Annotated in this window: 23 protein-coding genes, 1 rRNA gene and 1 riboswitch; of the genes, 14 read left to right on the forward strand and 10 right to left on the reverse strand. The window is 70.6% G+C overall.

What is annotated here, in order from left to right; genetic code table 11:
* From rrf to ACWEEU_RS14470, 11 genes are all read left to right on the forward strand, one after another.
* A 5S ribosomal RNA gene (gene rrf, locus ACWEEU_RS14420) occupies window positions 1–95 on the forward strand; the annotation flags it as partial.
* 111 nt (window positions 96–206) lie between these two features.
* On the forward strand, window positions 207–815 hold the full coding sequence (locus ACWEEU_RS14425; protein WP_451732132.1) for a CDP-alcohol phosphatidyltransferase family protein: 609 nt from the start codon (window positions 207–209) through the stop codon (window positions 813–815).
* A 127-nt stretch (window positions 816–942) separates the two neighbouring features.
* A complete protein-coding gene (locus ACWEEU_RS14430; RefSeq protein ID WP_385750306.1) occupies window positions 943–3,438 on the forward strand; it encodes a sugar phosphate nucleotidyltransferase in 2,496 nt (831 codons plus the stop codon).
* 140 nt (window positions 3,439–3,578) lie between these two features.
* A complete protein-coding gene (locus tag ACWEEU_RS14435) occupies window positions 3,579–4,484 on the forward strand; it encodes a DUF881 domain-containing protein (RefSeq protein ID WP_451732135.1) in 906 nt (301 codons plus the stop codon).
* Window positions 4,481–4,813, forward strand: coding sequence for a small basic family protein (locus tag ACWEEU_RS14440; protein ID WP_003988855.1), 333 nt, complete (start codon window positions 4,481–4,483; stop codon window positions 4,811–4,813). The genes ACWEEU_RS14435 and ACWEEU_RS14440 overlap by 4 nt, the downstream gene beginning before the upstream one ends.
* Before the next feature lie 5 nt (window positions 4,814–4,818).
* Window positions 4,819–5,772 (forward strand): DUF881 domain-containing protein, encoded by a 954-nt coding sequence (locus ACWEEU_RS14445; RefSeq protein ID WP_451732708.1) that lies wholly within the window; start codon window positions 4,819–4,821, stop codon window positions 5,770–5,772.
* An 82-nt stretch (window positions 5,773–5,854) separates the two neighbouring features.
* Window positions 5,855–6,772, forward strand: a complete 918-nt coding sequence (locus ACWEEU_RS14450) for an FHA domain-containing protein (protein WP_451732711.1) — start codon at window positions 5,855–5,857, stop codon at window positions 6,770–6,772.
* A 43-nt stretch (window positions 6,773–6,815) separates the two neighbouring features.
* A complete protein-coding gene (gene ftsR, locus ACWEEU_RS14455; protein ID WP_451732138.1) occupies window positions 6,816–7,556 on the forward strand; it encodes a transcriptional regulator FtsR in 741 nt (246 codons plus the stop codon).
* Window positions 7,557–7,641: 85 nt separating this feature from the next.
* Window positions 7,642–8,115: a bifunctional nuclease family protein gene (locus tag ACWEEU_RS14460; protein WP_004002801.1), complete on the forward strand. Its 474-nt coding sequence runs from the start codon at window positions 7,642–7,644 to the stop codon at window positions 8,113–8,115.
* Between the two features lie 275 nt (window positions 8,116–8,390).
* Window positions 8,391–9,071 carry a MerR family transcriptional regulator gene (locus ACWEEU_RS14465; RefSeq protein ID WP_385750299.1) on the forward strand — a complete coding sequence of 227 codons (681 nt, stop codon included), beginning with the start codon at window positions 8,391–8,393 and terminating at the stop codon, window positions 9,069–9,071.
* Between the two features lie 67 nt (window positions 9,072–9,138).
* On the forward strand, window positions 9,139–10,509 hold the full coding sequence (locus ACWEEU_RS14470) for a DNA polymerase IV (protein ID WP_451732142.1): 1,371 nt from the start codon (window positions 9,139–9,141) through the stop codon (window positions 10,507–10,509).
* Between the two features lie 11 nt (window positions 10,510–10,520).
* On the opposite strand, the gene ACWEEU_RS14475 is transcribed toward ACWEEU_RS14470, so the two are convergent.
* Window positions 10,521–10,901, reverse strand: a complete 381-nt coding sequence (locus tag ACWEEU_RS14475) for a PRC-barrel domain-containing protein (RefSeq protein WP_385750294.1) — start codon at window positions 10,899–10,901, stop codon at window positions 10,521–10,523.
* A 120-nt stretch (window positions 10,902–11,021) separates the two neighbouring features.
* A riboswitch (glycine riboswitch) is annotated at window positions 11,022–11,116 on the forward strand.
* 175 nt (window positions 11,117–11,291) lie between these two features.
* Here ACWEEU_RS14475 and gcvP point away from each other — a divergent pair.
* Window positions 11,292–14,177, forward strand: a complete 2,886-nt coding sequence (gene gcvP, locus ACWEEU_RS14480) for an aminomethyl-transferring glycine dehydrogenase (protein ID WP_385750291.1) — start codon at window positions 11,292–11,294, stop codon at window positions 14,175–14,177.
* 80 nt (window positions 14,178–14,257) lie between these two features.
* Here gcvP and ACWEEU_RS14485 read toward each other — a convergent pair whose 3' ends face one another.
* The 9 genes from ACWEEU_RS14485 to ACWEEU_RS14525 form a co-directional block, all read right to left on the reverse strand.
* Window positions 14,258–14,677 (reverse strand): TOBE domain-containing protein, encoded by a 420-nt coding sequence (locus ACWEEU_RS14485; protein WP_385746495.1) that lies wholly within the window; start codon window positions 14,675–14,677, stop codon window positions 14,258–14,260.
* Between the two features lie 28 nt (window positions 14,678–14,705).
* Window positions 14,706–15,800, reverse strand: a complete 1,095-nt coding sequence (locus tag ACWEEU_RS14490) for an ABC transporter ATP-binding protein (RefSeq protein WP_451732147.1) — start codon at window positions 15,798–15,800, stop codon at window positions 14,706–14,708.
* Between the two features lie 59 nt (window positions 15,801–15,859).
* Window positions 15,860–16,717 (reverse strand): ABC transporter permease, encoded by an 858-nt coding sequence (locus tag ACWEEU_RS14495; protein WP_385746499.1) that lies wholly within the window; start codon window positions 16,715–16,717, stop codon window positions 15,860–15,862.
* Window positions 16,714–17,541, reverse strand: a complete 828-nt coding sequence (gene modA / locus ACWEEU_RS14500) for a molybdate ABC transporter substrate-binding protein (protein WP_451732150.1) — start codon at window positions 17,539–17,541, stop codon at window positions 16,714–16,716. Before modA ends, ACWEEU_RS14495 begins: the two co-directional genes overlap by 4 nt.
* Before the next feature lie 423 nt (window positions 17,542–17,964).
* Window positions 17,965–18,360 carry a TOBE domain-containing protein gene (locus ACWEEU_RS14505; RefSeq protein WP_385746503.1) on the reverse strand — a complete coding sequence of 132 codons (396 nt, stop codon included), beginning with the start codon at window positions 18,358–18,360 and terminating at the stop codon, window positions 17,965–17,967.
* Between the two features lie 107 nt (window positions 18,361–18,467).
* Complete coding sequence (locus tag ACWEEU_RS14510; RefSeq protein ID WP_385746504.1) at window positions 18,468–20,420, reverse strand: APC family permease; 1,953 nt, start codon at window positions 20,418–20,420, stop codon at window positions 18,468–18,470.
* A gap of 409 nt (window positions 20,421–20,829) precedes the next feature.
* Window positions 20,830–21,360: a universal stress protein gene (locus ACWEEU_RS14515; protein WP_451732155.1), complete on the reverse strand. Its 531-nt coding sequence runs from the start codon at window positions 21,358–21,360 to the stop codon at window positions 20,830–20,832.
* A gap of 238 nt (window positions 21,361–21,598) precedes the next feature.
* Window positions 21,599–21,805: a DUF5999 family protein gene (locus ACWEEU_RS14520; protein WP_116152356.1), complete on the reverse strand. Its 207-nt coding sequence runs from the start codon at window positions 21,803–21,805 to the stop codon at window positions 21,599–21,601.
* Between the two features lie 371 nt (window positions 21,806–22,176).
* A complete protein-coding gene (locus tag ACWEEU_RS14525) occupies window positions 22,177–22,761 on the reverse strand; it encodes a hypothetical protein (protein WP_451732158.1) in 585 nt (194 codons plus the stop codon).
* A gap of 593 nt (window positions 22,762–23,354) precedes the next feature.
* Here ACWEEU_RS14525 and ACWEEU_RS14530 point away from each other — a divergent pair.
* On the forward strand, window positions 23,355–24,872 hold the full coding sequence (locus ACWEEU_RS14530) for a glutamate--cysteine ligase (RefSeq protein ID WP_385746510.1): 1,518 nt from the start codon (window positions 23,355–23,357) through the stop codon (window positions 24,870–24,872).
* A 485-nt stretch (window positions 24,873–25,357) separates the two neighbouring features.
* Window positions 25,358–26,098: a CPBP family intramembrane glutamic endopeptidase gene (locus tag ACWEEU_RS14535; protein WP_451732714.1), complete on the forward strand. Its 741-nt coding sequence runs from the start codon at window positions 25,358–25,360 to the stop codon at window positions 26,096–26,098.
* Window positions 26,099–26,140 lie beyond the last annotated feature (42 nt).

Genomic DNA, 26,140 nt, shown 5'->3' on the forward strand with positions numbered 1-26,140 from the left:
AAACGCCCGGTTACATTCCGAACCCGGAAGCTAAGCCTCACAGCGCCGATGGTACTGCAAGGGGGACCTTGTGGGAGAGTAGGACGCCGCCGAACTCCTTTTGTAGCTCCGGCTCTTGGGCATAACAGCCCGAGGGCCGGAGCTTTTTTGCGTTGGGGTAAGGTCATGAGGAATTGTTGGCACGTTTCGTAACAGGAGGCCCCCGGGTGGAGGTCCAGGAGACCCGCGTCCAGACAGACCGGGTCCTCACCATCCCCAACATCCTCAGCATGGCAAGGCTCGCCGGCGTACCCCTGTTCCTGTGGTTGATCCTCAGGCCGGAGTTCGGTGGTCCGAAGAGCGACGGCTGGGCACTTCTGGTCCTGGCGTTCAGCGGGGTCAGTGACTATCTGGATGGCAAGCTCGCCCGACGCTGGAATCAGATCAGCAGCCTCGGCCGGCTGCTCGATCCCGCCGCCGACCGGCTCTATGTCCTTTCCACGCTTCTCGGCCTCACCTGGCGCGAGATCCTCCCGCTCTGGCTGACGGCGCTTCTGCTGGCGCGTGAGCTGATGCTGCTCGTGATGGTGGGCATCCTCCGTCGGCACGGCTATCCGCCGCCGCAGGTGAACTTCCTCGGGAAGGCCGCCACGTTCAACCTCATGTATGCGTTCCCCCTGCTTCTGCTCAGTGACGGAAGCGGTTGGATCGCGTCACTCGCCGCCATTTTCGGATGGGCGTTCGCAGGGTGGGGTACAACCCTGTATTGGTGGGCAGGAGTGCTTTACGTGGTTCAGGTCCGCCGTCTGGTGCGCGCGGATGCCATAGCCGATTGAGCCCGGGCGGCGCTGCCCGGACGCCGGGTGTCCGTGACGCTTCGATGGCCCGCACGGGAAAAGTGCGGGACAATCTGGACGGGTGAAGTCGGCTGGACCGTCATCTTTCGAGGAGGACGCTTCCGACATGAAGGCCGTCGTGATGGCCGGGGGCGAAGGCACACGCCTGCGCCCCATGACCTCTAGTATGCCCAAGCCGCTCCTGCCCGTGGTGAATCGCCCGATCATGGAGCACGTGCTGAGGCTGCTCAAAAGGCATGGACTCAACGAGACCGTTGTGACCGTCCAGTTCCTGGCGTCGCTCGTCAAGAACTACTTCGGTGACGGCGAAGAACTCGGCATGGAGCTGACCTATGCCAACGAGGAGAAGCCACTCGGTACCGCCGGAAGCGTCAAGAACGCCGAGGAAGCGCTGAAGGACGACGCCTTCCTCGTGATCTCCGGCGACGCCCTCACGGACTTCGACCTCACCGAGCTGATCAACTTCCACAAGGAGAAGGGCGCTCTGGTCACGGTCTGCCTGACCCGGGTGCCCAATCCGCTGGAGTTCGGCATCACCATCGTCGACGAGGAAGGCAAGGTCGAGCGTTTCCTCGAGAAGCCGACCTGGGGCCAGGTCTTCTCCGACACGGTGAACACGGGCATCTATGTGATGGAGCCCGAAGTTTTCGACTATGTCGAACCCGATGTGCCCGTCGACTGGTCCGGCGACGTCTTCCCGCAGTTGATGAAGGAAGGCAAGCCCATTTACGGCTACATCGCCGAGGGCTACTGGGAGGACGTCGGCACCCACGAGAGCTATGTGAAGGCCCAGGCCGACGTCCTCGAGGGCAAGGTCGACGTCGACATCGACGGTTTCGAGATCTCGCCCGGCGTGTGGGTGGCCGAGGGCGCGGAGGTGCACCCGGACGCGGTGCTGCGCGGGCCGCTGTACATCGGTGACTACGCCAAGGTCGAGGCGGGCGCGGAGCTGCGCGAGGACACCGTCGTCGGCTCCAACGTGGTCGTCAAGAGCGGCGCCTTCCTGCACAAGGCGGTCGTGGCCGACAACGTATACATCGGGCACAACAGCAATCTGCGCGGCTGTGTGGTCGGCAAGAACACCGACATCATGCGTGCCGCACGGATCGAGGACGGCGCAGTCATCGGTGACGAGTGCCTGATCGGCGAGGAGTCGATCATCCAGGGCAACGTCCGGGTGTACCCGTTCAAGACGATCGAGGCCGGCGCATTCGTCAACACCTCGGTCATCTGGGAGTCCCGGGGTCAGGCGCATCTGTTCGGCGCCCGGGGGGTGACCGGCATCCTGAACGTCGAGATCACCCCGGAGCTGGCGGTCCGGCTGGCCGGTGCCTACGCGACGACCCTGAAGAAGGGCGCCACGGTCACCACGGCCCGCGACCACTCCCGAGGCGCTCGCGCGCTCAAGCGGGCGGTCATCTCGGCGCTCCAGGCGAGCGCCATCGACGTACGCGACCTGGAGAACGTGCCGTTGCCCGTGGCTCGGCAGCAGACCGCGCGGGGCAGCGCGGGCGGCATCATGATCCGTACCTCGCCCGGTGTGCCGGATTCCGTCGACATCATGTTCTTCGACGGGCAGGGCGCGGACCTGTCCCAGGGCAGCCAGCGCAAGCTGGACCGGGTGTTCGCGCGCCAGGAGTACCGACGTGCCTTCCCAGGCGAGATCGGTGACCTGTACTTCCCGTCGAGCGTCTTCGACTCGTACACCGGCTCGCTGCTGCGGAACGTCGACACGAGCGGGATCGCGGAGGCCGGGCTCAAGGTCGTCGTGGACGCCTCCAACGGCAGTGCGGGACTCGTGCTGCCCAGCCTGCTGGGCAAGCTCGGGGTGGACTCGCTGACCATCAACCCCGGTCTGGACGAGTCGAGACCGACCGAGACCGAGGAGATGCGCCGGCGGGGCCTGGAGCGGCTCGGCGAGATAGTGGCGTCCTCCGGGGCCGCGTTCGGTGTGCGGTTCGACCCGGTCGGCGAGCGGCTGTCGCTCGTGGACGAGAAGGGCCGGATCATCGAGGACGACCGGGCGCTCCTGGTCATGCTCGACCTGGTCGCGGCCGAACGGCGCAGCGGCCGGGTGGCGCTGCCGGTGACCACGACCCGTATCGCGGAGCAGGTGGCCGCGTACCACGGCACGCAGGTCGAGTGGACGACCACGTCCCCGGACGACCTCACGCGCGTGGGCGGCGAAGAGGGCACCATCTTCGGCGGCGACGGCAAGGGCGGCTTCATCGTCCCCGAGTTCAGCCGCGTCTACGACGGTACGGCCGCGTTCGTGCGGCTGATCGGTCTGGTGGCGCGGACCCAGCTCACGCTGAGCCAGATCGACGCGCGGATTCCGCGGGCGCATGTCCTCAAGCGGGACCTGGCGACCCCGTGGGCCGTCAAGGGTCTGGTCATGCGGCGGGTCGTGGAGGCGGCCGGCGACCGGTTCGTGGACACCACGGACGGGGTGCGCGTGGTCGAGAGCGACGGGCGCTGGGTGATGGTGCTGCCCGATCCCGCCGAGGCCGTCACGCACCTGTGGGCGGAGGGACCGGACGACGCCTCCGCGCAGGCCCTGCTCGACGAGTGGTCGGCCGTCGTGGACAGCGCGGGCCGGTAATCCGGTAGGAGGAGATTCGCGGGCCGTCGCCACTCCGGCGACGGCCCGCGGTCGTGTGTCCGCTTCCGCCCGGAAAGGGGTCCGGTCGCGGGGGTGGGGCCGTTCGAAAGCACCGTTCGCGGCATGGGACTATGTGCGACATGCCGCAGCAACCCCCCGTTCGGAGCAGCCCCCCGCGGCCGAGTCGTCCGGACGCCTCCATGTCGTTGATCACCAACGTCATGGACCACAGCCTCGACGACGGGTACGCCGAAGCCGCCGCCCGCAAGGAGTCCGGCGGCGAGCGCGGGCTGCCGAAGACGTTGCGGGCCAAGCTCGGTCTCGCCGGGGGACTGGTTCTCGCGGCGCTCGTGGTGACCGTGGGGGCGGCTCAGGCGCGGGTGGCGGCGCCGGTGGTGGCCAAGGAGCGCCAGGAGCTGATCGACCGCATCGACCGCGAGACCGACGCCGCCGACCGCCTGGAGACCGGCGTGGACAAGCTGCGGGACGACGTGAGCGCGCGCCAGCGGGCCGCGCTCAAGCAGACCGGCGGCGGCCAGGCGGACCTTATGGGCATCCTGTCGGGTGCCACGGCGGTGCACGGGCCCGGGGTACGGCTCGTGGTGAACGACGCCAAGGAGGCGAGCGCCGGGGGAGACGCCACCAACCCGCGTGAGGCCTCCGGGTTCTCCGACACGGGGCGGGTGCGCGACCGGGACATGCAGCGCGTGGTCAACGGGCTGTGGGAGTCCGGCGCCGAGGCCGTCTCCATCAACGGGCAGCGGCTGACCGCCCTGTCCGCGATCAGGAACGCGGGCGACGCGATACTGGTCGACAACAGGCCGCTGGTGCCGCCGTACACGGTGCTCGCGGTGGGGGACGGGCAGCGGATGGCCACCAGGTTCCAGAACACCGCCGACGGGCTCTACCTCCATGCCCTGAAGGACAACTTCGGCATCCGTGTCTCCCTCTCCGCGGAGAAGGACGTCCGGCTGCCGTCCGCACCCAGTGTGATCGTACGCACAGCACAACCGAATGCCGAGAAGACTGAGAAGGGCACATCGTGATCGCCGTACTGGGCCTCGTCGTGGGAGTCGTGGCCGGCCTGTTGGTCCGGCCCGAGGTTCCGGCGGTCGTCGAGCCTTATCTGCCCATCGCCGTCGTGGCGGCGCTGGACGCCGTGTTCGGCGGTCTGCGGGCCATGCTCGACGGCATCTTCGACGACAAGGTCTTCGTGGTCTCGTTCCTGTCGAACGTGGTCGTGGCCGCCCTGATCGTGTTCCTGGGCGACAAGCTGGGCGTGGGCGCGCAGTTGTCGACCGGTGTCGTGGTGGTCCTCGGCATCCGCATCTTCTCCAACGCCGCCGCCATCCGTCGGCACGTCTTCCGGGCGTGAGCGCGATGAGCGACCAGGACGAGCGGCCGGAGAACCCGCTGCGCAAGGAACTGCCCGACGAGGTACCGGCGTCGGAGCGCCGGACCGAGCCGCCCGCGCCGTCGGAGCCCCAGCCCCGTTCCCGGCCCCAACTCCCGCGCGACGTCGCGCCGAAGGCCACCTCGGCCCCCGAGCCGGAGCCGACTCCCGAGCCCGGCGGCACGGCCGGGCCGGAGTCCGCAGTCGCCGAGCCCCGGCTCACCGGGCGTCAGCGGCTGGCCGCGGGACTGTGGCCGCCGCGGCTGACCCGGGCCCAATTCATCGTCGCCGTGCTGCTGTTCGGGCTCGGTTTCGGCCTCGCCGTCCAGGTGGCGTCGAACAGTGACAGCGACAGCGCGCTGCGTGGCGCGCGCCAGGAGGATCTCGTCCGCATCCTCGATGAACTGGACGACCGCACTCAGCGTCTTGAGGACGAGAAGCAAGGTCTCGAGAAGCAGCGGGAGGAGCTGCAGAGCAGTTCCGACCAGGCGGCCGAGGCCCGCAAGCAGACCGCCGAGAAGGAGAAGCAACTCGGCATACTCGCGGGCACCGTCGCGGCTCAGGGGCCCGGCATCACCATGACGATCGACGACGCGAAGGGGACGGTCGAGTCCGACATGCTGCTCGACGCGATCCAGGAACTGCGCGCGGCCGGTGCGGAGGCGATCCAGATCAACGGGGTCCGCGTGGTGGCGAACACCTATCTCACCGACTCGGGCAAGGCGGTCCGGGTCGACGGGAACAAGATCGCCGCGCCGTATCGTTTCAAGGTCATCGGGAAGCCGCAGGACCTGGAGCCGGCGCTGAACATCCCTGGAGGCGTGGTGCAGACCTTCGAGAAGGAGCAGGCCACGGTGAGTGTCGAGCGGTCGAACAAGATCGTCGTGGATGCCTTGCGGCAGGCGAAGCAGCCTGACTACGCTCGGTCGTCCTCCCGGTGAACCGGTGGTGCATGGGCCGAGTCCGGCAGGGGCATGAGGTTGCGGGGGGTCGGCGCACCGAAGGGGTGGTGCGTGGTGGAAACTGTCTGGTGGATACGGACGTTGTGAAGATGTCCGGATCGGCCGGTGTCGGCAATCAGGGTTCGTCCTGCCCCACGGGCGGGTCTGTTTCGGTCAAGGGGAATCGCCCGTGAAGTTGTTTGGGAAGTTGTTCGGCAAGAGCGCGCGAGAGGGCGGCGACAACGCGACGGCCCGTCATCGCGCACAGTCCGGAGAAGACGGCCCCCGTCCGCTGTTCCGCGACGAGGTCGCTGGTCCGGCCGGTGGCAATTCGGGAGGCCAGGGCGCGGCGTCCGTTGACCCTGCCGGGTCCGGCGGCATAGGTTTCGGACAACCGTCAACCTCAAGTGCGGGTGGAGGGTTTGCCTCCGATCCGTCCGCGTCCAACGCCCCCGGGGGGTCCATGTCGGTCCTGGAGTGTTCCAGGTGCGGGAACCGCAACGCGCAGAACGCCCGTTTCTGTTCCAACTGCGGTGCGCCGCTGCGCCCGGGCGCGACGCCCGAGCGTGCCTCGGAGACCACGTCGACGATCTCCATCTCCGGCCTCGAGGCGTACGACGCCGAGATGACCGGTCAGACGGCGGTCCCGATGCTGTCGCCCGAGGCGCAGGCCGCGGTCGACGCGCTTCCGGCGGGCTCGGCCCTCCTGGTGGTGCGCCGGGGTCCGAACTCGGGCAGCCGCTTCCTGCTGGACAGTGACCTGACCACGGCCGGCCGTCATCCGCAGAGCGACATCTTCCTGGACGACGTGACGGTCTCGCGCCGTCACGTGGAGTTCCGGCGCGCTGCGGACGGCTCCTTCACCGTGGCGGACGTGGGCAGTCTGAACGGCACGTACGTCAACCGTGAGCGGATCGACGAGGTCCCGCTGGCCAACGGTGACGAGGTGCAGATCGGCAAGTACCGGCTCGTCTTCTACGCGAGCCGGCAGGGCGTCTGACCTACCCCCGGGCACCCGTCCGGGGGAACCACAGGGAAGGTCCATGCTTCACACACCGAGCGGCGGTGCCGGAAGCGGTACCGCCGCCAGGGACAGCGAACCGATGAGCATCGGCACCGTGCTGAACGTGCTGCGCGACGAGTTCCCCGAAGTCACCATCTCCAAGATCCGTTTCCTGGAGTCGGAGGGCCTCGTCGAGCCGCGCCGGACGCCCTCGGGGTACCGCAAGTTCGGTGCCGAGGACGTCGAGCGGCTGGGCCACATCCTGAGAATGCAGCGGGACCACTATCTGCCGCTGAAGGTGATCCGCGAGCATCTGGACGCCATGGAGCGCGGTGAGGCCGTCCAGTTGCCCGTCGTGGGGCGCCAGCGCTCCGCGGAGGACACGGCGGACGACCTGGCCGAGGGGCCCACGGTGGCCCGGATCGGCCGGGACGAGCTGCTGGCGGCCGCCGACATCGACGAGGCCGAGCTGCGGGAGTGGGAGTCGTACGGCCTCATCGCTCCGCTGGCGGACGGGGTCTACGACGCCGAGGCCGTCACGGTGGCGGCTCTCGTGGCCGAACTCGGCGGATTCGGGATCGAGCCGCGCCATCTTCGGGTCATGAAGGCGGCGGCCGAGCGCGAGGCGGGCCTGGTGGACCAGGTGGTGGCTCCGCTCAAGCGCCACCGCAACCCGCAGACCAGGGCCCACGCCGAGGCGCGTACGAAGGAGCTGGCGGCGCTCACCATGAAGCTGCACGCGGCCCTGGTGAAGTCCGCGCTCGGGGTCCGGCTGCCCTGAACCGGGGCCCCGAGGGGGGACCGGATCGCCCACCTGTTCCCGGCCCGACTACCCAAACGTCCCGGGCACGGCCTAGGGTTGCTGTGTGAACGAGCTCGATGTCGTAGGTGTCCGGGTCGAAATGCCCTCCAACCAACCGATCGTGCTCCTGCGCGAAGTGGGAGGCGACCGCTACCTCCCCATCTGGATCGGGCCCGGGGAGGCGACGGCGATCGCCTTCGCCCAGCAGGGCATGGCCCCCGCGCGGCCGCTGACGCACGACCTGTTCAAGGACGTGCTGGAGGCCGTCGGTCAGGAGCTGACCGAAGTGCGCATCACGGATCTGCGTGAGGGCGTCTTCTACGCGGAGCTGGTGTTCGCCAGCGGGGTCGAGGTGAGCGCGCGTCCCTCCGACGCCATAGCGCTGGCCCTGCGCACCGGCACGCCGATCTACGGGAGTGACGGGGTGCTCGACGATGCGGGCATCGCCATCCCGGACGAGCAGGAGGACGAGGTGGAGAAATTCCGCGAGTTCCTCGACCAGATCTCGCCCGAGGACTTCGGCACCAGCAGCCAGTGAGGCACCGGCGCGGACCCCGTGGTCAGAGGCCACGGGGCTGCCCCGTGCCGCCGTGCCGCGCGGCTGGAAGCGGTGTCACGGGCGGGCAATTGCCAACGGCGCGTGAGAGCGTCCTACGACCCCTCGCGAGCGCATTCGGCTAGCCTTTCCCCGCGGTGGGACACGAGAAACCACTCTCAGGGTGATTATCACTCGGCGTGCCGAGTGTGGCGATCGTTGACGCACCCCTGGTGACTGCCTACCGTCGAGATGGCAGGTCAAGGACGGAGGTCGGCGTGAGAACCAGCGGCGACGGTACGGCTGGGGGCGCCCCCGGAAACGGGTTCGGGGCGAGCGGTCCGTACCCTCCCCCAAGCTCGCGGCTCCGCCCGAGCGGGGGGTATCCCCAGCCCAGCGGCGCGGCGGAACACGCCGCGCAGCGGCCAACCGCAGTGCCGGAGGGCGAAGGGGCGGCGACGGCATCCGAGGAGATCGGCTACCGCGGGCCCACGGCCTGCGCGGCGGCCGGCATCACCTATCGGCAGCTCGACTACTGGGCCCGCACCGGCCTGGTGGAGCCGAGCGTGCGACCCGCCCACGGCTCGGGCACCCAGCGGCTGTACAGCTTCCGGGACGTGGTCGTCCTCAAGATCGTCAAGCGCTTCCTGGACACCGGTGTCTCGCTGCAGAACATCCGTTCGGCGGTACAGCACCTCAGGGACCGCGGCTTCCGCGACCTGGAGCGCATGACGCTGATGAGCGACGGCGCCACGGTCTACGAGTGCACCTCCCCGGACGAGGTCCACGCCCTGCTCCAGGGCGGCCAGGGCATCTTCGGCATCGCCGTGGGCGTGGTGTGGCGGGACGTGGAGAGCGCGCTGTCCCAACTGCACGGCGAGCGCGTCGACACCGGCGAGACGCTGATCGGGCACAACCCCGCCGACGAACTGGCCAGGCGGCGCAACCGGGCCGTCTGAGCCCACGGAAGGTTCTCGCGGCGCCGGGTGACGGGCGTTGTCAGTGGTGTGGTGCACCATCGGACATGTGAGAGCCGCGCCGACGATCCTCCATCTCGACATGGACGCCTTCTACGCCTCGGTGGAGCAGGCGTCCAAGCCGAGCCTGCGCGGCAAGGCGGTCGTGGTCGGCGGCCTCGGCCCGCGCGGGGTCGTGGCCACCGCGTCGTACGAGGCGCGGGCGTTCGGAGTGCACTCGGCGATGCCGACGGCCCAGGCGCGCAGACGGGCGCCGAACGCCGCGTACGTCACGCCCCGCTTCGCCGTCTACCGCTCGGTCAGCGAGCAGGTGATGGCCCTGCTGCGCGAGCTGTCGCCGCTGGTGGAGCCCCTGAGCCTGGACGAGGCGTTCGTGGACCTGGAGGCCGGGGGGACGGCCTGGGACGAGCCCTCGGCGCGTGCGGTCGGTGTCAGACTGCGCGCCGACATCCGGGAGGTCACCGGGCTCACCGGCTCGGTCGGGCTCGCCGCCTCCAAGATGCTCGCGAAGATCGCTTCCGAGCGCGCCAAGCCCGACGGACTGTGTCTGATAGAACCCGGCACCGAGCGCGCCCTCCTCGGACCGATGCCGGTGCGGACGCTGCCCGGAGTCGGCCCCGCCACCGGCGACCACCTGCGCCGGGCCGGGATCACCACCGTGGACGAACTGGCCGAGGCCGGCGAGGACGAACTGGTCCGGCTGCTCGGCAAGGCCCACGGCCACGCGCTGTACGCGATGGCGCTGGCGCGCGACGACCGGCCGGTGGTCGCCGAGCGCGAGGCCAAGTCGGTCTCCGTCGAGGACACCTACGACGTCGACATCCACGACCGGCTGAGGATCGGCCTGGAGGTGCGGCGGCTCGCCGACCGGTGCGTACGGCGGCTGCGCGGCGCGGGACTGTCCGGCCGCACCATCGTGCTCAAGGTGCGGCGGTACGACTTCTCGACGCTGACCCGCTCCGAGACGCTGCGCGGGCCCACGGACGACCCGACGGTGGTCCGGGAGGCGGCCGCGCGGCTCCTGGAGTCGGTCGACACCACCGGCGGGGTGCGGCTGCTCGGCGTCGGCGTCACCGGACTGGCCGACTACACCCAGGAGGATCTGTTCGCGCAGGCCGCGGGCGAGCTGGCCGCCGAGACGCCCGAGGAAGCCACGCCCGAGCCGCTCCCGGCCGCTCCGGCCGCGCCGCCGGAGCGGCAGTGGCGGCCCGGCCAGGACGTGCGGCACGCCGAGCACGGGCCCGGCTGGGTGCAGGGCAGCGGGCTCGGCCGGGTCACCGTGCGCTTCGAGACGCCGCTCTCCACCGCGCCGGGCCGGGTGCGGACCTTCCGGGTGGACGACCCGGACCTGGAGCCTGCCGACCCGCTGCCGCTGGTGGTGAGGGCGACCGACGCGGCGGAGACGGAGAGAGGGGCGTGAGGGAGAAGGGGTCAGGCGTCCTCGGTGCCGGCGAGCTTGCCGAAGTCGCGGTCCGGGACCTTGGGAGCGCCGGGGGAGGAGCCCACGTCGAGGCCGTAGTGGTGGTAGAGCTGGAGCTCCTGCTCGGGGGAGAGATGGCGGCCCACACCGAAGTCCGGGGCGTCCTTGATGAGCGCGCGTTCGAAGGGGACGTGGAGGGTGCCCTCGACCAGTTCGCTCGGTTCGAGCGGGACGAAGGCGTCACGGGAGAAGAGCCCGGTGCGTATGGCGGCCCACTCGGGGACGCCCGTCGCGTCGTCGAGGTACACCTCGTCGATGGTGCCGATCTTGGTGCCGTTGCGGTCGAACGCCTTGCGGCCGATCAGATTGCGCGGATCGATGTCGGTCTGCACGGTCCCTCTCCCTCCACGTGGTCCCAACTCATCCGTTAGCACTACAAAAGAGCAGAATGAGCGTGGCGGCCACTCGAACGCCGCGGGTCACGGCCCCGCTGGTACCCTGACAACGGCTGCTGACCCCGTGCGGGAGAGTCCTCCGAGCAAGTCGGAGGCGCCGAAGGAGCAACTCCTCCCCGGAATCTCTCAGGCACCCGTACCGCACGGACGAGGTCACTCTGGAAAGCAGGGCGGGCGTCCACGGCTCCCGCTCTCACCGACGGTGAAAGCCGGGGTCCTCGGGCCTCCGGTGAAGCTCTCAGGTATGAGATGACAGAGGGGGAGGCCGGTGGGCACCCGCGCCGAGGTGCCCCTCGCAGGTCGCGCCAGACCAGGAGGCCTCCGCACATGACCGCCCCTCGCATTCCGCTCTCCGCACTCGAAGCGGGCATCCCCTTCGAGCAGCGTCACATCGGGCCCGACCACGAGGCACGGGCCAAGATGCTCGCGCAGGTCGGCTACGGCTCCCTGGACGAGCTGACCGCCGCCGCCGTCCCGGACGTCATCAAGAACACCGACGCCCTCGACCTGCCGGACGCCCGCACCGAGGCCGAGGTGCTCGCGGAACTGCGTTCCCTCGCGGACCGCAACCAGGTCCTCGGCTCCATGATCGGGCTCGGCTACCACGGCACCTTCACCCCGCCGGTCATCCTGCGCAACGTCATGGAGAACCCGGCCTGGTACACCGCCTACACGCCGTACCAGCCGGAGATCTCCCAGGGCCGTCTGGAGGCCCTGCTGAACTTCCAGACGATGGTCGCCGAGCTGACCGGGCTGCCCACCTCCGGCGCCTCCCTCCTCGACGAGGGCACCGCCGCCGCCGAGGCCATGGCGCTCTCCCGGCGCATGGGCAAGAACAAGAAGGGCCTCTTCCTGGTCGACGCGGACACGCTGCCGCAGACCGTCGCGGTCATCGAGACCCGCGCCGAGCCGACCGGCGTCGAGATCGTCGTCGCCGACCTGAGCGAAGGCATCCCGGCCGACATCGCCGCCCGTGACATCACCGGCGTCCTGCTCCAGTACCCCGGCGCCTCCGGTGCCGTGCGCGACCTGAAGCCCGTGATCGAGCAGGCGCACGAACTGGGCGCGCTCGTCACCGTCGCCGCCGACCTGCTCGCCCTCACCCTGCTCACCTCGCCCGGCGAACTGGGCGCGGACATCGCCATCGGCACCACCCAGCGCTTCGGCGTGCCCATGGGCTTCGGCGGCCCGCACGCCGGTTACATGGCGGTGCACGAGAAGTTCGCCCGCAGCCTGCCCGGCCGTCTCGTCGGCGTCTCCGTGGACGCGGACGGCCACAAGGCGTACCGGCTCGCGCTGCAGACCCGTGAGCAGCACATCCGCCGCGAGAAGGCCACCAGCAACATCTGCACCGCGCAGGTCCTGCTCGCCGTCATGGCCGGGATGTACGCCGTCTACCACGGCCCCGACGGCCTGCGCACCATCGCCCGCCGCACCCACCGCTACGCCACGATCCTCGCCGAGGGCCTGAAGGCGGGCGGCGTCGAGATCGTCCACGGCGCCTACTTCGACACGCTCACCGCGCGCGTGCCCGGCAAGGCCGCCGACGTCGTCGCCGCCGCGCGCAAGGGCTGGGTCAACCTGCGCCAGGTCGACGCCGACCACGTCTCCCTGGCCTGCGACGAGACCACCAACCGCGCCCAGGTCGCCGCCGTGTTCGCCGCCTTCGGCGTCGAGGGCGACATCGAGGCGCTGGACGCGGCCGCGGCCGAGGCGCTGCCCGAGGCGCTCCTGCGCACCGACGACTACCTCACCCACCCGGTCTTCCACGAGCACCGCTCCGAGACGGCCATGCTGCGCTACCTGCGCAAGCTGTCCGACCGCGACTACGCGCTCGACCGGGGCATGATCCCGCTCGGCTCCTGCACCATGAAGCTGAACGCGACCACCGAGATGGAGCCGGTCACCTGGCCCGAGTTCGGCCAGCTGCACCCCTTCGCGCCCGCCGACCAGGCCGAGGGCTACCTCACCCTCATCCACGAGCTGGAGGACCGGCTCGCGGAGGTCACCGGCTACGACAAGGTCTCCCTCCAGCCCAACGCCGGGTCCCAGGGCGAGCTCGCCGGTCTGCTGGCCGTCCGCGCCTACCACCGCGCGAACGGCGACGAGCAGCGCACCGTCTGCCTCATCCCGTCCTCCGCGCACGGCACCAACGCGGCGAGCGCCGCGATGGCCGGGATGAAGGTCGTCGTCGTCAAGACCGCCGAGGACGGCGAGATCGACGTCGAGGACCTGCGCGCCAAGATCGAGCAGCACCGCGACCAGCTCTCCGTGCTGATGATCACCTACCCGTCGACCCACGGCGTCTTCGAGGAGCACGTCGCGGACATCTGCGCCCAGGTGCACGACGCGGGCGGCCAGGTGTACGTCGACGGCGCCAACCTCAACGCCCTGGTCGGCCTCGCCAAGCCCGGCCACTTCGGCGGCGACGTCTCCCACCTGAACCTGCACAAGACGTTCTGCATCCCGCACGGCGGCGGTGGCCCGGGCGTCGGCCCGGTGGCCGTGCGCGCGCACCTCGCGCCGTACCTGCCCAACCACCCGCTCCAGCCGGCCGCCGGTCCCGAGACGGGTGTCGGCCCGATCTCGGCGGCGCCCTGGGGCAGCGCGGGCATCCTGCCGATCTCGTGGGCGTACGTCCGCCTCATGGGCGGCGAGGGGCTCAAGCGCGCCACCCAGGTGGCCGTGCTCTCCGCGAACTACGTCGCCAAGCGCCTGGAGCCGCACTACCCGGTGCTCTACACCGGCCCCGGCAACCTGGTCGCGCACGAGTGCATCATCGACCTGCGTCCGCTGACCAAGGCGACCGGCGTCAGCGTGGACGACGTGGCCAAGCGCCTGATCGACTACGGCTTCCACGCGCCGACCATGTCCTTCCCGGTCGCCGGCACGCTGATGATCGAGCCGACCGAGTCGGAGGACCTGGCCGAGCTGGACCGGTTCTGCGACGCGATGATCGCGATCCGCGCCGAGATCGACAAGGTCGGCTCCGGCGTCTGGCCCGCCGAGGACAACCCGCTGCACGGCGCCCCGCACACCGCCGCCGCGCTCGGTGGCGAGTGGACGCACCCGTACAGCCGCGAGGAGGCCGTCTTCCCGGCCGGGGTCTCGGCCGCCGACAAGTACTGGCCGCCGGTGCGCCGCATCGACCAGGCCTTCGGCGACCGCAACCTGGTGTGCTCCTGCCCGCCGCCGGACGCGTACGAGGACTGAGCCCGCACACGCGCGAGGGGCGGCCCCCGGCCCGTGGATCCGGTGGATTCACGGGTTGGGGGCCGCCCCTCGGCGTTTTCTCAGACGGTGGCCAGCGAGACTTCCGTCGACTTGATCAGCGCGACCACGTCGGAGCCCGTCGCCAGCTTCAGCTCCTCCGCCGACTCATGGGTGATGGCGGAGGTCAGCTCGGCGCCCGGCACCGCGATCTTCACCGCGGCCATGGCCTCGCCGGTGGTGATGTCCGTGATGGTGCCCGCGAGCTGGTTGCGGATCGAGATGTGGTGCACGGGCTCGGTGGCGAGCGAGACCTCCGTCGCCTTCACCAGGGCGCGCACGGACGTGCCCTCCCGAAGGCCCAGGTCCTCGGCGGCCTCCAGAGTGATCGCCGCGGTGATGTCCTGACCGCCGGTCAGTTGGACCTTGACGGTCGCCATGACCTCGCCGGAATGGACCGCCGTGACGGTGCCGGGAAGCTGGTTGCGGATACTCATGGTCATGGCGCCCCACCGTACGGGGTGCGCACACTCACTCCGGGTAAGCGTGCGTCTGCGTCGCCTTGACGGTCGCCCAGACTGCGGCGCCCGGGTGAAGGCCGAGTTCCGCCGCCGCTGCCGTGGTGAGGTCGGCGGCCAGGGGCAGGTCGCCCGTCAGGTCCACGCGGATCTGGTCGCCGTGGGATTCCAGGCCGACGACATGGCAGCGCCAGAGGTTGCGGGCGCTGGCCCCGGTCGGACGGTCCCGGAACAGGGTCACCGCGACCGGCGGGAAGGCGACGAAGACCGGCCCGGCCAGCTCCTCGGTGGTCGTGACCTCCGGCCCGGTGTCCAGTCGTACGGTGTGCCCGTCGGCGGTTCCCCGGTAGAGGTTGAGGCCGACGAGCCGCGCGATGTACTCCGTGCGCGGATGGCGGGCGATCTCCGTGGGGCTGCCCTCCTGCACCACACGGCCGTGCTCCACGACCACCAGCCGGTCCGCGAGCACCATGGCGTCCAGCGGATCGTGCGTCACCAGGACGGCGACGGCCTCGAACTCCGCGAGATGGCGCCGCAGCTGGGAGCGGACCTCCAGCCGGGTGCGCGCGTCCAGGGCGGCCAGCGGCTCGTCGAGCAGCAGCAGCCGGGGACGGGTGGCCAGCGCCCGCGCCACGGCGACGCGCTGGGCCTGCCCGCCGGAGAGCCGCCGCGGCCTGGCGTTCACGTGATCGGCGAGCCCCAGCCGGTCCAGCCACTCCGCGGCCTGGGCGCGCGCCTCCGCCTTGCCCACCCCCTGGCAGCGCGGTCCGAACGCCACGTTGTCCAGGGCGGACAGATGCGGGAAGAGCAGATAGTCCTGGAAGACCACGCCGACCGGACGGGACTCCGGCGGGGTGCGCTCCAGTCGGTCGCCGTCCAGGCGCAGATGCCCCTCGGTGAGCGGGATCAGGCCCGCGAGGGCCCGCAACGCGGTGGTCTTGCCCGCGCCGTTGGGCCCGAGCAGCGCCACCACGTCACCGGGGGCGGCGCGCAGCGACACGTCGAGGCGGAAAGCGCCCCGGTCGACGACGAGCCGGGCGTCCAGGCCCTCCTCGCCCGTGGCCGCGACGTCGCTCACACCCGCGTGGGGCGCGTTGATCTCGGTCATCGGGGAACTGTCCTCCGTCGGTACGCGCGCAGGGGCCGGCTTCCATCCTCGCGGCACCGTCACGCTCCCGTCATCCACCGGTCCCGCAGCCCCGCCAGGACCGCGATGGACACGGCCAGCAGGATCAGGCTGAGGGAGATCGCCGCCTCGGGGTCGTTCTGCAGGGCGAGGTAGACCGCGAGCGGCATGGTCTGGGTACGGCCCGGGAAGTTGCCCGCGAAGGTGATCGTCGCGCCGAACTCGCCGAGCGCGCGCGCCCAGGCCAGGACGGAACCGGCGGCGACACCGGGCGCGATCAGCGGCAGGGTGACCCGGCGGAACGCGGTGAAGCGGGACGCGCCGAGCGTGGTGGCCGCCTCCTCGAAGCGAGGGTCGGCCGCACGCAGGGTGCCCTCGACGCTGATGACCAGGAAGGGCATCGCGACGAACGCCTCCGCGATGATCACACCGGCGGTGGTGAACGGCAGGGTGATCCCGAACCAGGCGTCCAGCCACTTGCCGACGACGCCGTTGCGCCCGAGGGCGAGCAGCAGGGCCACACCTCCGACGACCGGCGGCAGCACCAGCGGCAGCGTCACCAGGGCGCGCAGGATTCCCCGGCCGGGAAACTCGGTGCGCGCGAGGATCCACGCCAGCGGCACTCCGAGGACGAGACTCACCGCGGTGGCGGCCGTCGCGCTGATCAGCGACAACTGCAACGCCTGCCACACCTCGGGGCTGGTCAACTGGTCGGGCAGGCTCTTCCAGGGCGCGCGCACGAGCAGCGCGAGGAGGGGCACCAGCAGGAACGCGATGGCCACGAGCCCCGGCACCAGCAGCGGGAGCGGTACGCCGCGCCGGTGGGCGCGGACGCGGGGGCGCCGCGGCCCTCCCCTGCGGGGAGCGGTCGCGGCGTCGTTGCTGTCGAGCGCGGTCACGGCTTGAGGAAGCCGGCCTGGGTCAGCACCTTCTGGCCCTCGGGCGACTGGACCAGGGCGATGAACGCCTTGGCGGTGCCGGCGTTGTCCGAGTTCTTCAGCAGGGCGATCGGGTAGTCGTTGATCGCGTCCTTGGACTCGGGGAACTCCACACCCGCGACCTTGCCCCGGGCGGCCTTGACGTCGGTCTTGTAGACGAGGGAGGCGTCGGCCTCCTTCAGCTCCACCTTGTTGAGCGCGGACTTCACGTCCTGCTCGTAGGAGACCGGGGTGACCTTGAGGTGGCCGGCGTCCAGGACCTTCTGGGCGGCGGCGCCGCAGGGCACCGTCCTGTCGCACAGGACGACCTTGAGCCGGGGGTCGGTCAGGTCCTTCAGGGAGCCGACCTTGTCGGGGTTGCCCGGCAGGGTGGCGATCTCGAGCTGGTTGCGCGCGAAGGTGGCCGGGGCACCGACGGCGTCCTTCTTGCCGGTCACGGTCGCCATGGTGGCGGGGCTGGCCGCGGCGAAGACGTCGGCCGGGGCGCCGCTGGTGATGCTCGCGGCGAGGGTGTCGCTGCCGCCGAAGTTGAACTCGACCTTCGTGCCCGGGTGCTGCTTCTCGAAGTCCTTGCCGAGCGTCGTGAAGGTCTCCTTGAGAGAGGCCGCCGCGAACACGGTGACGGTGCCCTTCAGCTTCGGGCTCGCCGAGGCGGAGTCCGACGAGTCCGCCTTGGCGGGCGTGGACCCGTCGGAGGAGGAGCACGCGCTGAGCGCCAGCAGGGCGGCAACTCCCACCCCGGCCAGCGGCAGCGCCCGGCGGGTCCGGCGCACGGATCGGGTCATCACGGTTCCACTCCTCACGATCACTGGAACAGCCATGTGTGCTCTTCCCGGGCCAGACATCGGCCATGAGGTGATGATAGTGCCGCAATTGCGAGTGGTAGACCATTCGGAGCATCGCATGAGCGGCAAAACCGTGAGTTGGGGCTGGCATATGCGCTTGTGGGTCACCGTTTTGCGGTTGTCGATTCCTGGGACGCAAGGTGTCACTCGCGCAGGCGGCCATGACCGGCGACTGGCCCGACCCGCCTGCCGGCCGGCCGCTCGTGGCGCATGGACGGCCGACGGCACTCCGCTCGATGCGGCGGGTCCGCGACGGGTGCTGCCCCAGGACCGCTGCGGCGCCCGGCGCGGCAGCGCGCTCACCGGTGGCCGGGAGCCACCGCTTCGGGGCGCCCGCGCCGGTCGCTATGCGTCAATCAACGTTCAGACGCGGTCAATGTGGACGTTCGTGGACTTCACGCGCGCCGTGGCCTCCATGCCGACTTCCAGGCCGAGTTCGTCCACCGCTTCGCGGGTGAGCAGGGAGACCAGCCGGTGCGGACCCGCCTGGATCTCGACCTGGGCGGCGACGTCGCCGAGCTTGATGGCGGTCACGATGCCGGGGAAGGCGTTGCGGACCGAGGTGTAGGAGGTCTCCTCCTCGCCGGCGCCCGTCTGGGCCAGCTCCACGGAGAAGGCCGCGAGGTCCTTGCCCGCGATCAGGCGTCGCCCTGACTCGTCGCGGTGCGTGGCCATGCGGCCGGCGTCGGCCCAGCGTCGTGCGGTGTCCGGGCTCACGCCGAGCAGCCGCGCCGCCTGGCCGATGGTGTATGACTGCATGGTCGTCACCATAAATCCAGAGGTCGGGAACGGGGCACACGGGTCCGGGTTCGCGTGTCTCGCGCAGTGCTCCGAGGGGACGGACGGGGGACCCCGCCCGGCTGGGCTCAGCCTGTGTGGACGCGCGGGCGGCGGGCCCGGTCCGGCTCCGCCTCGCGCAGGACCTCACGGGTGACGGGGGCGACCTCGCCCTGTCCGAAGAGGAAGAAGCGCAGGAAGTTGGCGAACGGGTTGCCTTCCGTCCACTCGAAGTAGATGTGCGGGGTGCGGCCGGTCATGTCGCGCACGTGCAGGAGAAGCGCGGCCAGACCGTTGGGGATCGAGGCGGACTCGACGGTCAGCACCCGGTAGCGGTTGTGCAGGACCTCGCCGTGCACCGCGAGGCAGGACTCGAACTCCGAGGGGTCGGACACCTTGACCTCGACGAAGACGAAGTCCTCCTGCTCGGGCATGTCGTTGTCGGCGCGGATCTGCTCGATCTTGTCGCGGTACTCGGCCTTGTCACGCTGGTCGGGCTCGTTGGCGATGAACCGGATCTTGCGGCTGGCCATGTCCCTGATGAATCGTTCCGCCATCGGGTCCATCGTCACGCTGGTCACGCGCAGCTCGAAGGCGCGGGCCAGCCGGGACAGCAGCGAGACCAGCATGATGCCCGCGATGAAGCAGGCGCCGATCTTCACACCGTCCGGGCGCTCGATGACGTTCACGACGGTCGTGTAGAGGAACACCGTCGCGATCACCGCGAACCCGACGGTCCAGCCGCGTTCCTTCGCCTTGTGCGCGGCGATGGTCACCGCGATGGCGGCCGAGCTGATCAGCACCAGCACACCGGTGGCGTAGGCGCTGCCCTGCTTGTCCACGTTGGCGTCGAAGAGCCAGGTCACCAGGAAGGCGATCAGGATGAAGACGATGACCATCGGGCGGACGGCGCGCGCCCAGTGCGGTGCCATGCCGTAGCGGGGCAGATAGCGCGGCATCAGATTGAGCAGGCCCGCCATGGCGGAGGCGCCGGCGAACCACAGGATCGCGATGGTCGAGACGTCGTACACCGTGCCGAAGGCGTTGCCCAGGTACTCGTGCGCCAGGTAGGCGAGGGCGCGGCCGTTCGCCTGGCCGCCGGGCTTGAACTCCTGCGCCGGGATCAGCAGCGTGGTGATGAAGCTGGTGGTGATGAGGAAGCAGCTCATGATCACGGCGGCCGTGGTGAGCAGCTTCTTGGTGTCCCGGATGCGGCCGGTCGGCCGTTCCTCGGTGTCGCCCTCGTCGCCCCGGACATGCGGCATCACGGCCACGCCGGTCTCGAAGCCGGACAGGCCGAGGGCGAGCTTCGGGAAGACGATCAGGGCGACGCCGATCATCACGAAGACGTTGCCGTGCTGCGCGGTCAGCGCGGTGGTCCAGTCGGTCACCACGTGCTCGGCGGTCAGCACGTGCCACAGCCCCGTGATCACCACGACCACGTTCAGCCCGAGGTATATGCCGACCAGGGCGACGGCGACGCCTATCGCCTCCAGGAAGCCCTTGAGGAAGACCGCGCCGAGCAGCGCCACGAGGAGCAGGGTGATCAGCATCTGATGGCCCTGGAGCAGGCTCGTCAGATGCGGGTTCTCCACCATGTGGGTCGAGGCGTCGGCGGCGGACAGGGTGATGGTGATCAGGAAGTCCGTGGCCGCGAAGCCGAGCAGCGTCAGGACGAACAGCTTGCCCTGCCAGAACGACAGCAGCCGCTCCAGCATCGCGATCGAGCCCTCGCCGTGCGGGCTCTCCTGCGCCACCCGCCGGTACACCGGGAGCGCGCCCGCCAGAGTGACGACGACCAGGACGACGGTCGCGACGGGGGAGAGGAGTCCGGCTGCCAGGGCCGCGATGCCCGGCTGGTAGCCGAGGGTGGAGAAGTAGTCGACACCGGTCAGGCACATCACCCGCCACCAGCGCTGCCCCTTGTGCGGGGGCTCCGGCTCGGCGTGGGGTCCGGTCAGGCCGCCGCTCCTGCCCATGTCGGACAGCCCCTCAAGCATCCAGGCGCGCAGGCGACTGGGAGGGTGCTCGGTCGTGGCCATCGGCGTGCTCCTGGTGTGCGGCTCAGCTCTCTGCGGCTCTCTGCGGCCATCACGCGGACGGCGGCACCAGCGTAAGCGGAGAGTGACGCCAAGGCCCATGCCTGCCGGAGCCGGCGGCGTCAATCTTGCGTTAAGAATGGCCCGGCTGGTGGTGGCGAAGCAGCAAAAGCGGAGGCCCGGAGCCTGGCGGGGCACGGCGGACAGGGATCGGAGGTGGTCTGGTCCGCGCTCCCGGGGCGGACACCGAGCGTCATCTCAAGCTAGGTCGTCCATACGTCTCGTATGACATTTCCATGCTGCCCCGGGCGGGGCGCGTCCGCAGCCGGTGGGGGCGTACGGCGGGCTCGGTGCGGGGCGTGCGGAGGGGGGGAGGTGTGGCTCGCCGGCGCGGCGTGAGTGTGCCGTGGGTTCACAGCTCGCGGGTGTCGATGCGCAGATGCCAGGCGTTGCGCCGGTGGACGGCGACCAGCTGCGACTCCAGCGGTGAGGGCGGCACGGCGAGGACCGGGCAGTGGGCGTGGGAGAGGCAGTGGCGCGAGACGCGGCCGGAGAAGGGGTGGCGGAGTTTGCGCCGTCCGGCGCCGACGACGAGCAGGTCGCTCTCCCGGTCCGCCACCATCACCAGGGCGCGGCCCGGGGTGCCCCGGATGATCACGGGGTGCAGCGGGAACCCCGGACCGGTCTCACCGAAGACCTCCTCCAGCACCGAGACCAGCCGCTGCTCGGCCAGGCGCTGCCACTCCTCCAGGAGCGGGTCGTGGACGAACGAGCGGCGCGCGGCCGGTTCTCCGCCGGGCGGCTCCCAGGCGAGTGCGGGCCACAGCTCGGCGCCCAGTCGGCGGGACAGCGCGGTGGCCTGGCGCAGGGCCGCCACACTGCCCAGGGACCCGCTCACGCCGGCCACCACCCGGGTGGTGGCGGAGGCGTCGTAACCCGGCATCACAGCACCGTTCCTCGAGACGGCTCTCCCCGCGCGCGGGGCTCTCCCTCCATCCCACTCCCACCGGGCCGATCCGACCAGCCGGCGGGATGCCTCTGACAGGTCCCTGGCGAGGGGTGCCGGACTCGAACTGCTCCCGGACATGCGTCGGGGCCGGTGCGCACGTGGTCGGTGTGCGTCCGGCCCCTCGGATCGCCGGGTGCCCCGCGGGGCTTCCGGGTGGTGCTCGGTGCGCCGCTCAGGCGGCGGTCATCACGTGGTCCGCGCCGAGCGGGCGGTGCGGTGCGATCACCCGGCCGTCGGGCAGCAGCTCACCGGTGTCCTCGAAGAGCAGCACGCCGTTGCACAGCAGACTCCATCCCTGCTCCGGGTGGTGCGCCACGAGGCGGGCGGACTCGCGGTCGGCGGACTCGGCTGGCGGGCACGGCGGCTGGTGCTGGCACATGGCTGGGATCTCTCGCTCTGTCGTGGTCATGTCCGTCCCCCGTAATGAGTCGGTCGGAACCCAGTGTTGCCCTACGGGCGTCGTTCCGCAGGGATTTCGCGGCACCGCTTCTCACAGGTTGATGACGTGTCACCCACGCGGACGGTTCAATCCAACCGCACTGTCATTTTGGGTGGTTCGCAGTCACCGGAAGGGGCTAGTCCGCATGGTCCACATGGGCTGTCCGGGATGATCCGGGGCTCCGCGCGGGTCGTGGCGTCGGCCCGGGGACAGTCGTACCCCGCTTCCGGCGCGCGGAAGCGGGGTACGGGGGTGCGATTTCGGTGCCGGTGCCGGTGCCGGTGCCGGTGTCGCTGTCGGTTTCGGCTGGGTCAGGCGGGAGAGCCGAGGAGCGGGAGGCGGTTCGCCCGGAGGGTGAGGACGGGCAGCAACTCCGACGCACGGTGCGGCCGGTGTGCGGAGATTCCCGGCGGGGCCGGGGCGAGCGGGATCAGCAGGTCGTCGGCGGCCGGGAGGCCCTCGGCCGGGTCGGCGGTGATGTCGCCGTGCAGCCACAGGGTGAGCATGTAGAGGCTTGGCACGGACAACAGGCGTGGCTGATAAGGCTGTTGCAGCGTCTCGGCCTGCTGGAGCGCGCGTTCGGTGGAGGGGAGGTAGGGGCCCTCGAAGAAGCGCGAGAAGGCCCAGCCGTCGGGGGTCGGCATGGTGTCCGCGGCGGCCACGGCACGGTCGGCGGAGCGGATGAGGAAGCGCCAGCCGGCCAGTCGGGTCGCAGCCGGACCCGGGTCGGTGGCGTGGTCCAACACGTGCACGGCGAGCGGGAGTTCGGCGGTGACAGGTCCCTGAGCTGCGCGCAGGGAGGGAGTGCGGTCCTCACGTACCGCGGTGGGGGAACCGAGGGCCGTGAGGACGGTGCGCAGTGCGGGCGCGGGGGCAGGGGGAACGTGCAGCGGCATGGTGGGTCGCCTCTCGTTCGACAGGCGCGGCGGCGCGAGGAGGGTAGGGCGGACGGCGCTGTCTGCTCACAGGTGGGCGGCCTGGGAGATGGGGGCCCGGGGCGGTGGACGCGGGTGTGGCTGAGGCCCGCCGTCCGTCACCTGACGGCGGGAACACGGTGGGAACGCGTCGGAAACCGATACCGGGGCGCCAACCTTCGGCCTTCTCCGCGAAGTTTATACGACACGTGTTCAGGTGGTGTTTCGGCTATCGGATTCCGGTGATCGGAACAAGCGGATATCCGGCCGGGAATCTGCGGTATTCCTCCCGATTTCCGGGGCGGTCCGTGTCGCTGACCTCGCGCTCCGCGTGTCACGCGGTCGGCCGAATGTCGTCGGCGTTTTTCACGAGACGATCTGGGCACCCGAAGGTGCGTGCTGCGGTATGCCCAGTGAATGTGCCGCAGGACACCACGACAGAATAACGGGCGGCGAGGCCGGATGTGGCGTTATGGATCGCTTCCGCTGGGCATCATCCCACCTGATCCGGGAGACCGGACCGGTGAGCCCGGCGGCCGGACCCTCGGGTCGCCCGTCCGAGGAGGGATATTTGCATGGGGGAGAAGGTCGTGGCAGGGTCGTTCGACCTGTCCGATCGCGGGCGCTACCGCGAAAAGCTCCAGCGGTGCCTGGCGGGACTGGAGCGGCTGCTGGCAGAGAAGCGTTTCGACCGGCCCAAGAACCTCATGGGGCTCGAGATCGAATTGAATCTCGCCGGCGCCGACGGCCTGCCACGAATGTTGAACGGTCAGGTTCTGGAGCGGATCGCCAGCCGGGATTTCCAGACCGAACTCGCCATGTTCAATCTGGAGGTGAACATAGCGCCGCACCGGCTGGGCGGCCGGGTTTTCGACGGGCTGGCCGAGGAACTGCGCACGTCCCTCGCGTACGCCGACCGCAAGGCCGGCGAGGTCGACGCGGGCATCCTGATGATCGGCATCCTGCCCACGCTCGGCCGTGACGACCTGGTCTCCTCCAACCTCTCCGAGGTGGACCGGTACGCGCTCCTCAACGACCAGATCGTGGCCGCGCGCGGCGAGGACTTCCGGCTCGACATCGACGGGGTCGAGCACCTGCGGTGCACCTCCCGGTCCATCGTGCCCGAGGCGGCGTGCACCTCCGTACAACTCCATCTCCAGGTCACCCCGGGGCGGTTCGCGGACGTGTGGAACGCGGCGCAGGTCGCGAGCGCGGCCCAGATCGCGGTCGGGGCCAACTCGCCCTTCCTCTTCGGACACGAGCTGTGGCGCGAGTCCCGGCCGCCGCTGTTCCTTCAGGCGACGGACACGCGTCCGCCTGAGCTCCAGGCGCAGGGGGTGCGGCCGCGGACCTGGTTCGGGGAGCGGTGGGTGTCCTCCGCGTACGAGCTGTTCGAGGAGAACCTGCGCTACTTCCCGTCCCTGCTGCCGATCTGCGACGACGAGGACCCGCTGGAGGTCCTCGACGCGGGCGGCGTCCCCCGGCTCGCCGAACTCGTCCTGCACAACGGCACGGTGTACCGCTGGAACCGGCCCGTCTACGACATCGCGGACGGCGTACCGCATCTGCGCGTGGAGAACCGGGTGCTGCCCGCCGGGCCCACCATCACCGACGTGATCGCCAACGCGGCCTTCTACTACGGGCTGGTGCGTGCCCTCGCCGAGGAGCCTCGCCCGGTGTGGACCCGGCTGCCCTTCACGGCCGCCGAGGCCAACTTCGACGCGGCCTGCCGGTACGGCATCGACGCCCGCTTCGTCTGGCCCCGGCGGGGCCGCTACGGCGGCGTCGGCGAGACCGACGCGGTCACCCTCGTCCGCGAGGAACTCCTCCCCATGGCCTCGGCCGGCCTCGACGCCTGGGGCATCGAGCCCGCCGACCGCGACTTCTACCTCGGCGTGATCGAGGAACGCTGCCGCCGCCGCGTCAACGGCGCCTCCTGGCAGGCGGCCACCTTCCACCGGGCCCTGGAACGGGGCATGGACCGGCAGGCGGCCCTGGCTGCCACGACACGTCGGTACGGCGAGCTGATGCACGCGGGCGAGCCGGTGCACACGTGGCCGGTGGGGGTACCTGCGGCGGTGGCTCTGGGGTGAGGGGCGCTCCGCGGGTTCGGCGAGGTCGTCGCGGCGGGGGTGGATCGTGACAGGCGGAGGTGCTGCCGGGGTGACCGGGGCGGTGGGGGTCCGCTGCGCCTGGTGCCGATGAGGTGACGGGCGTGGCGGAGCCGGTCGCGTCGCTGCCTCTCGGAGCAGAGGGGCGGGCGGGGCCGGCCACGTCGGTGCTCCGGGGCGGCGTGGCGAGGCCGGCTGCGCCGGGTGCTTCCCGTTTCTGTGGTGGTGCTTCCGTTTTGACCGCGGCGGTGTTTTGGAGCGACGCCGTGTGCGGTGGGCGCCTTCTCAGGGAGTCGGCCGACTTCGCCACCGTGGACCGCGCCTGGCGCAGGGGACGGTGGGTCGTGTGACCCGGTGCGTGGGGTGCGGGCGGGGTTCTGCGATCCTTGCGGGGTCTCTGAGGTCGAGCGCAGGTGGAGGCTGAACCGGTGGCCGAGTCCCTTCCCCGGGAGCGGAGTCCGCGGCGGATGCTGCGGGACGAGACCCTGCTTGTGCTGGCGCTCTCGCTGGGGGCGAGCGGGGTGTCGGCGCTCATCAGTTTCGTCGGGTCGGTCACCGAGCCCGGGGGGCTGAAGGACCAGGCGGCCACGCTCAACGCCTCGGCCGCGCCGGGGCGTCCCTGGCTGGACCTCGCCTGGCAGCTCTTCGGCATCGCGTCCGCGCTGGTGCCCGTGTTCCTCGTGGCGCATCTGCTGCAGCGGGAGGGCAGGAGCCTCAGGGTCATCGGGTTCGACCGCGGCAGGCCGTGGTGCGACCTGGCGCGGGGCGCGGCGGTCGCGGCGGTGATCGGCAGCACCGGTATCGCCTTCTACCTCGCCGCACGCGCCCTCGGCTTCAACCTCACCGTGGTGCCCGAGGCGTTGCCCGACGTGTGGTGGAAGTTCCCCGTGCTGGTGCTGTCCGCCGTGCAGAACGCGGTGCTCGAAGAGGTCATCGTCGTCGGCTATCTGCTGCGCAGACTGGGGCAGTTGGGCTGGACGCCCGGTACCGCCCTGCTCGCCAGCGCGGTGCTGCGCGGCTCCTACCACCTCTACCAGGGCATCGGCGGCTTCATCGGCAACATGGTCATGGGTGTGGTCTTCGTCTGGCTGTACCGCCGTTGGGGCCGCGTCGGCCCCCTGGTCGTCGCGCACTCGCTGCTCGACATCGGCGCGTTCGTCGGATACGCGCTCCTCGCGGGCAAGGTGGGGTGGCTGCCGACGGCCTGAGGGACGGCGCCGGGCCGACACCGTCCCGCGTGCGCTCGACCT

The sequence above is a fragment of the Streptomyces sp. NPDC005004 genome (assembly GCF_053600675.1).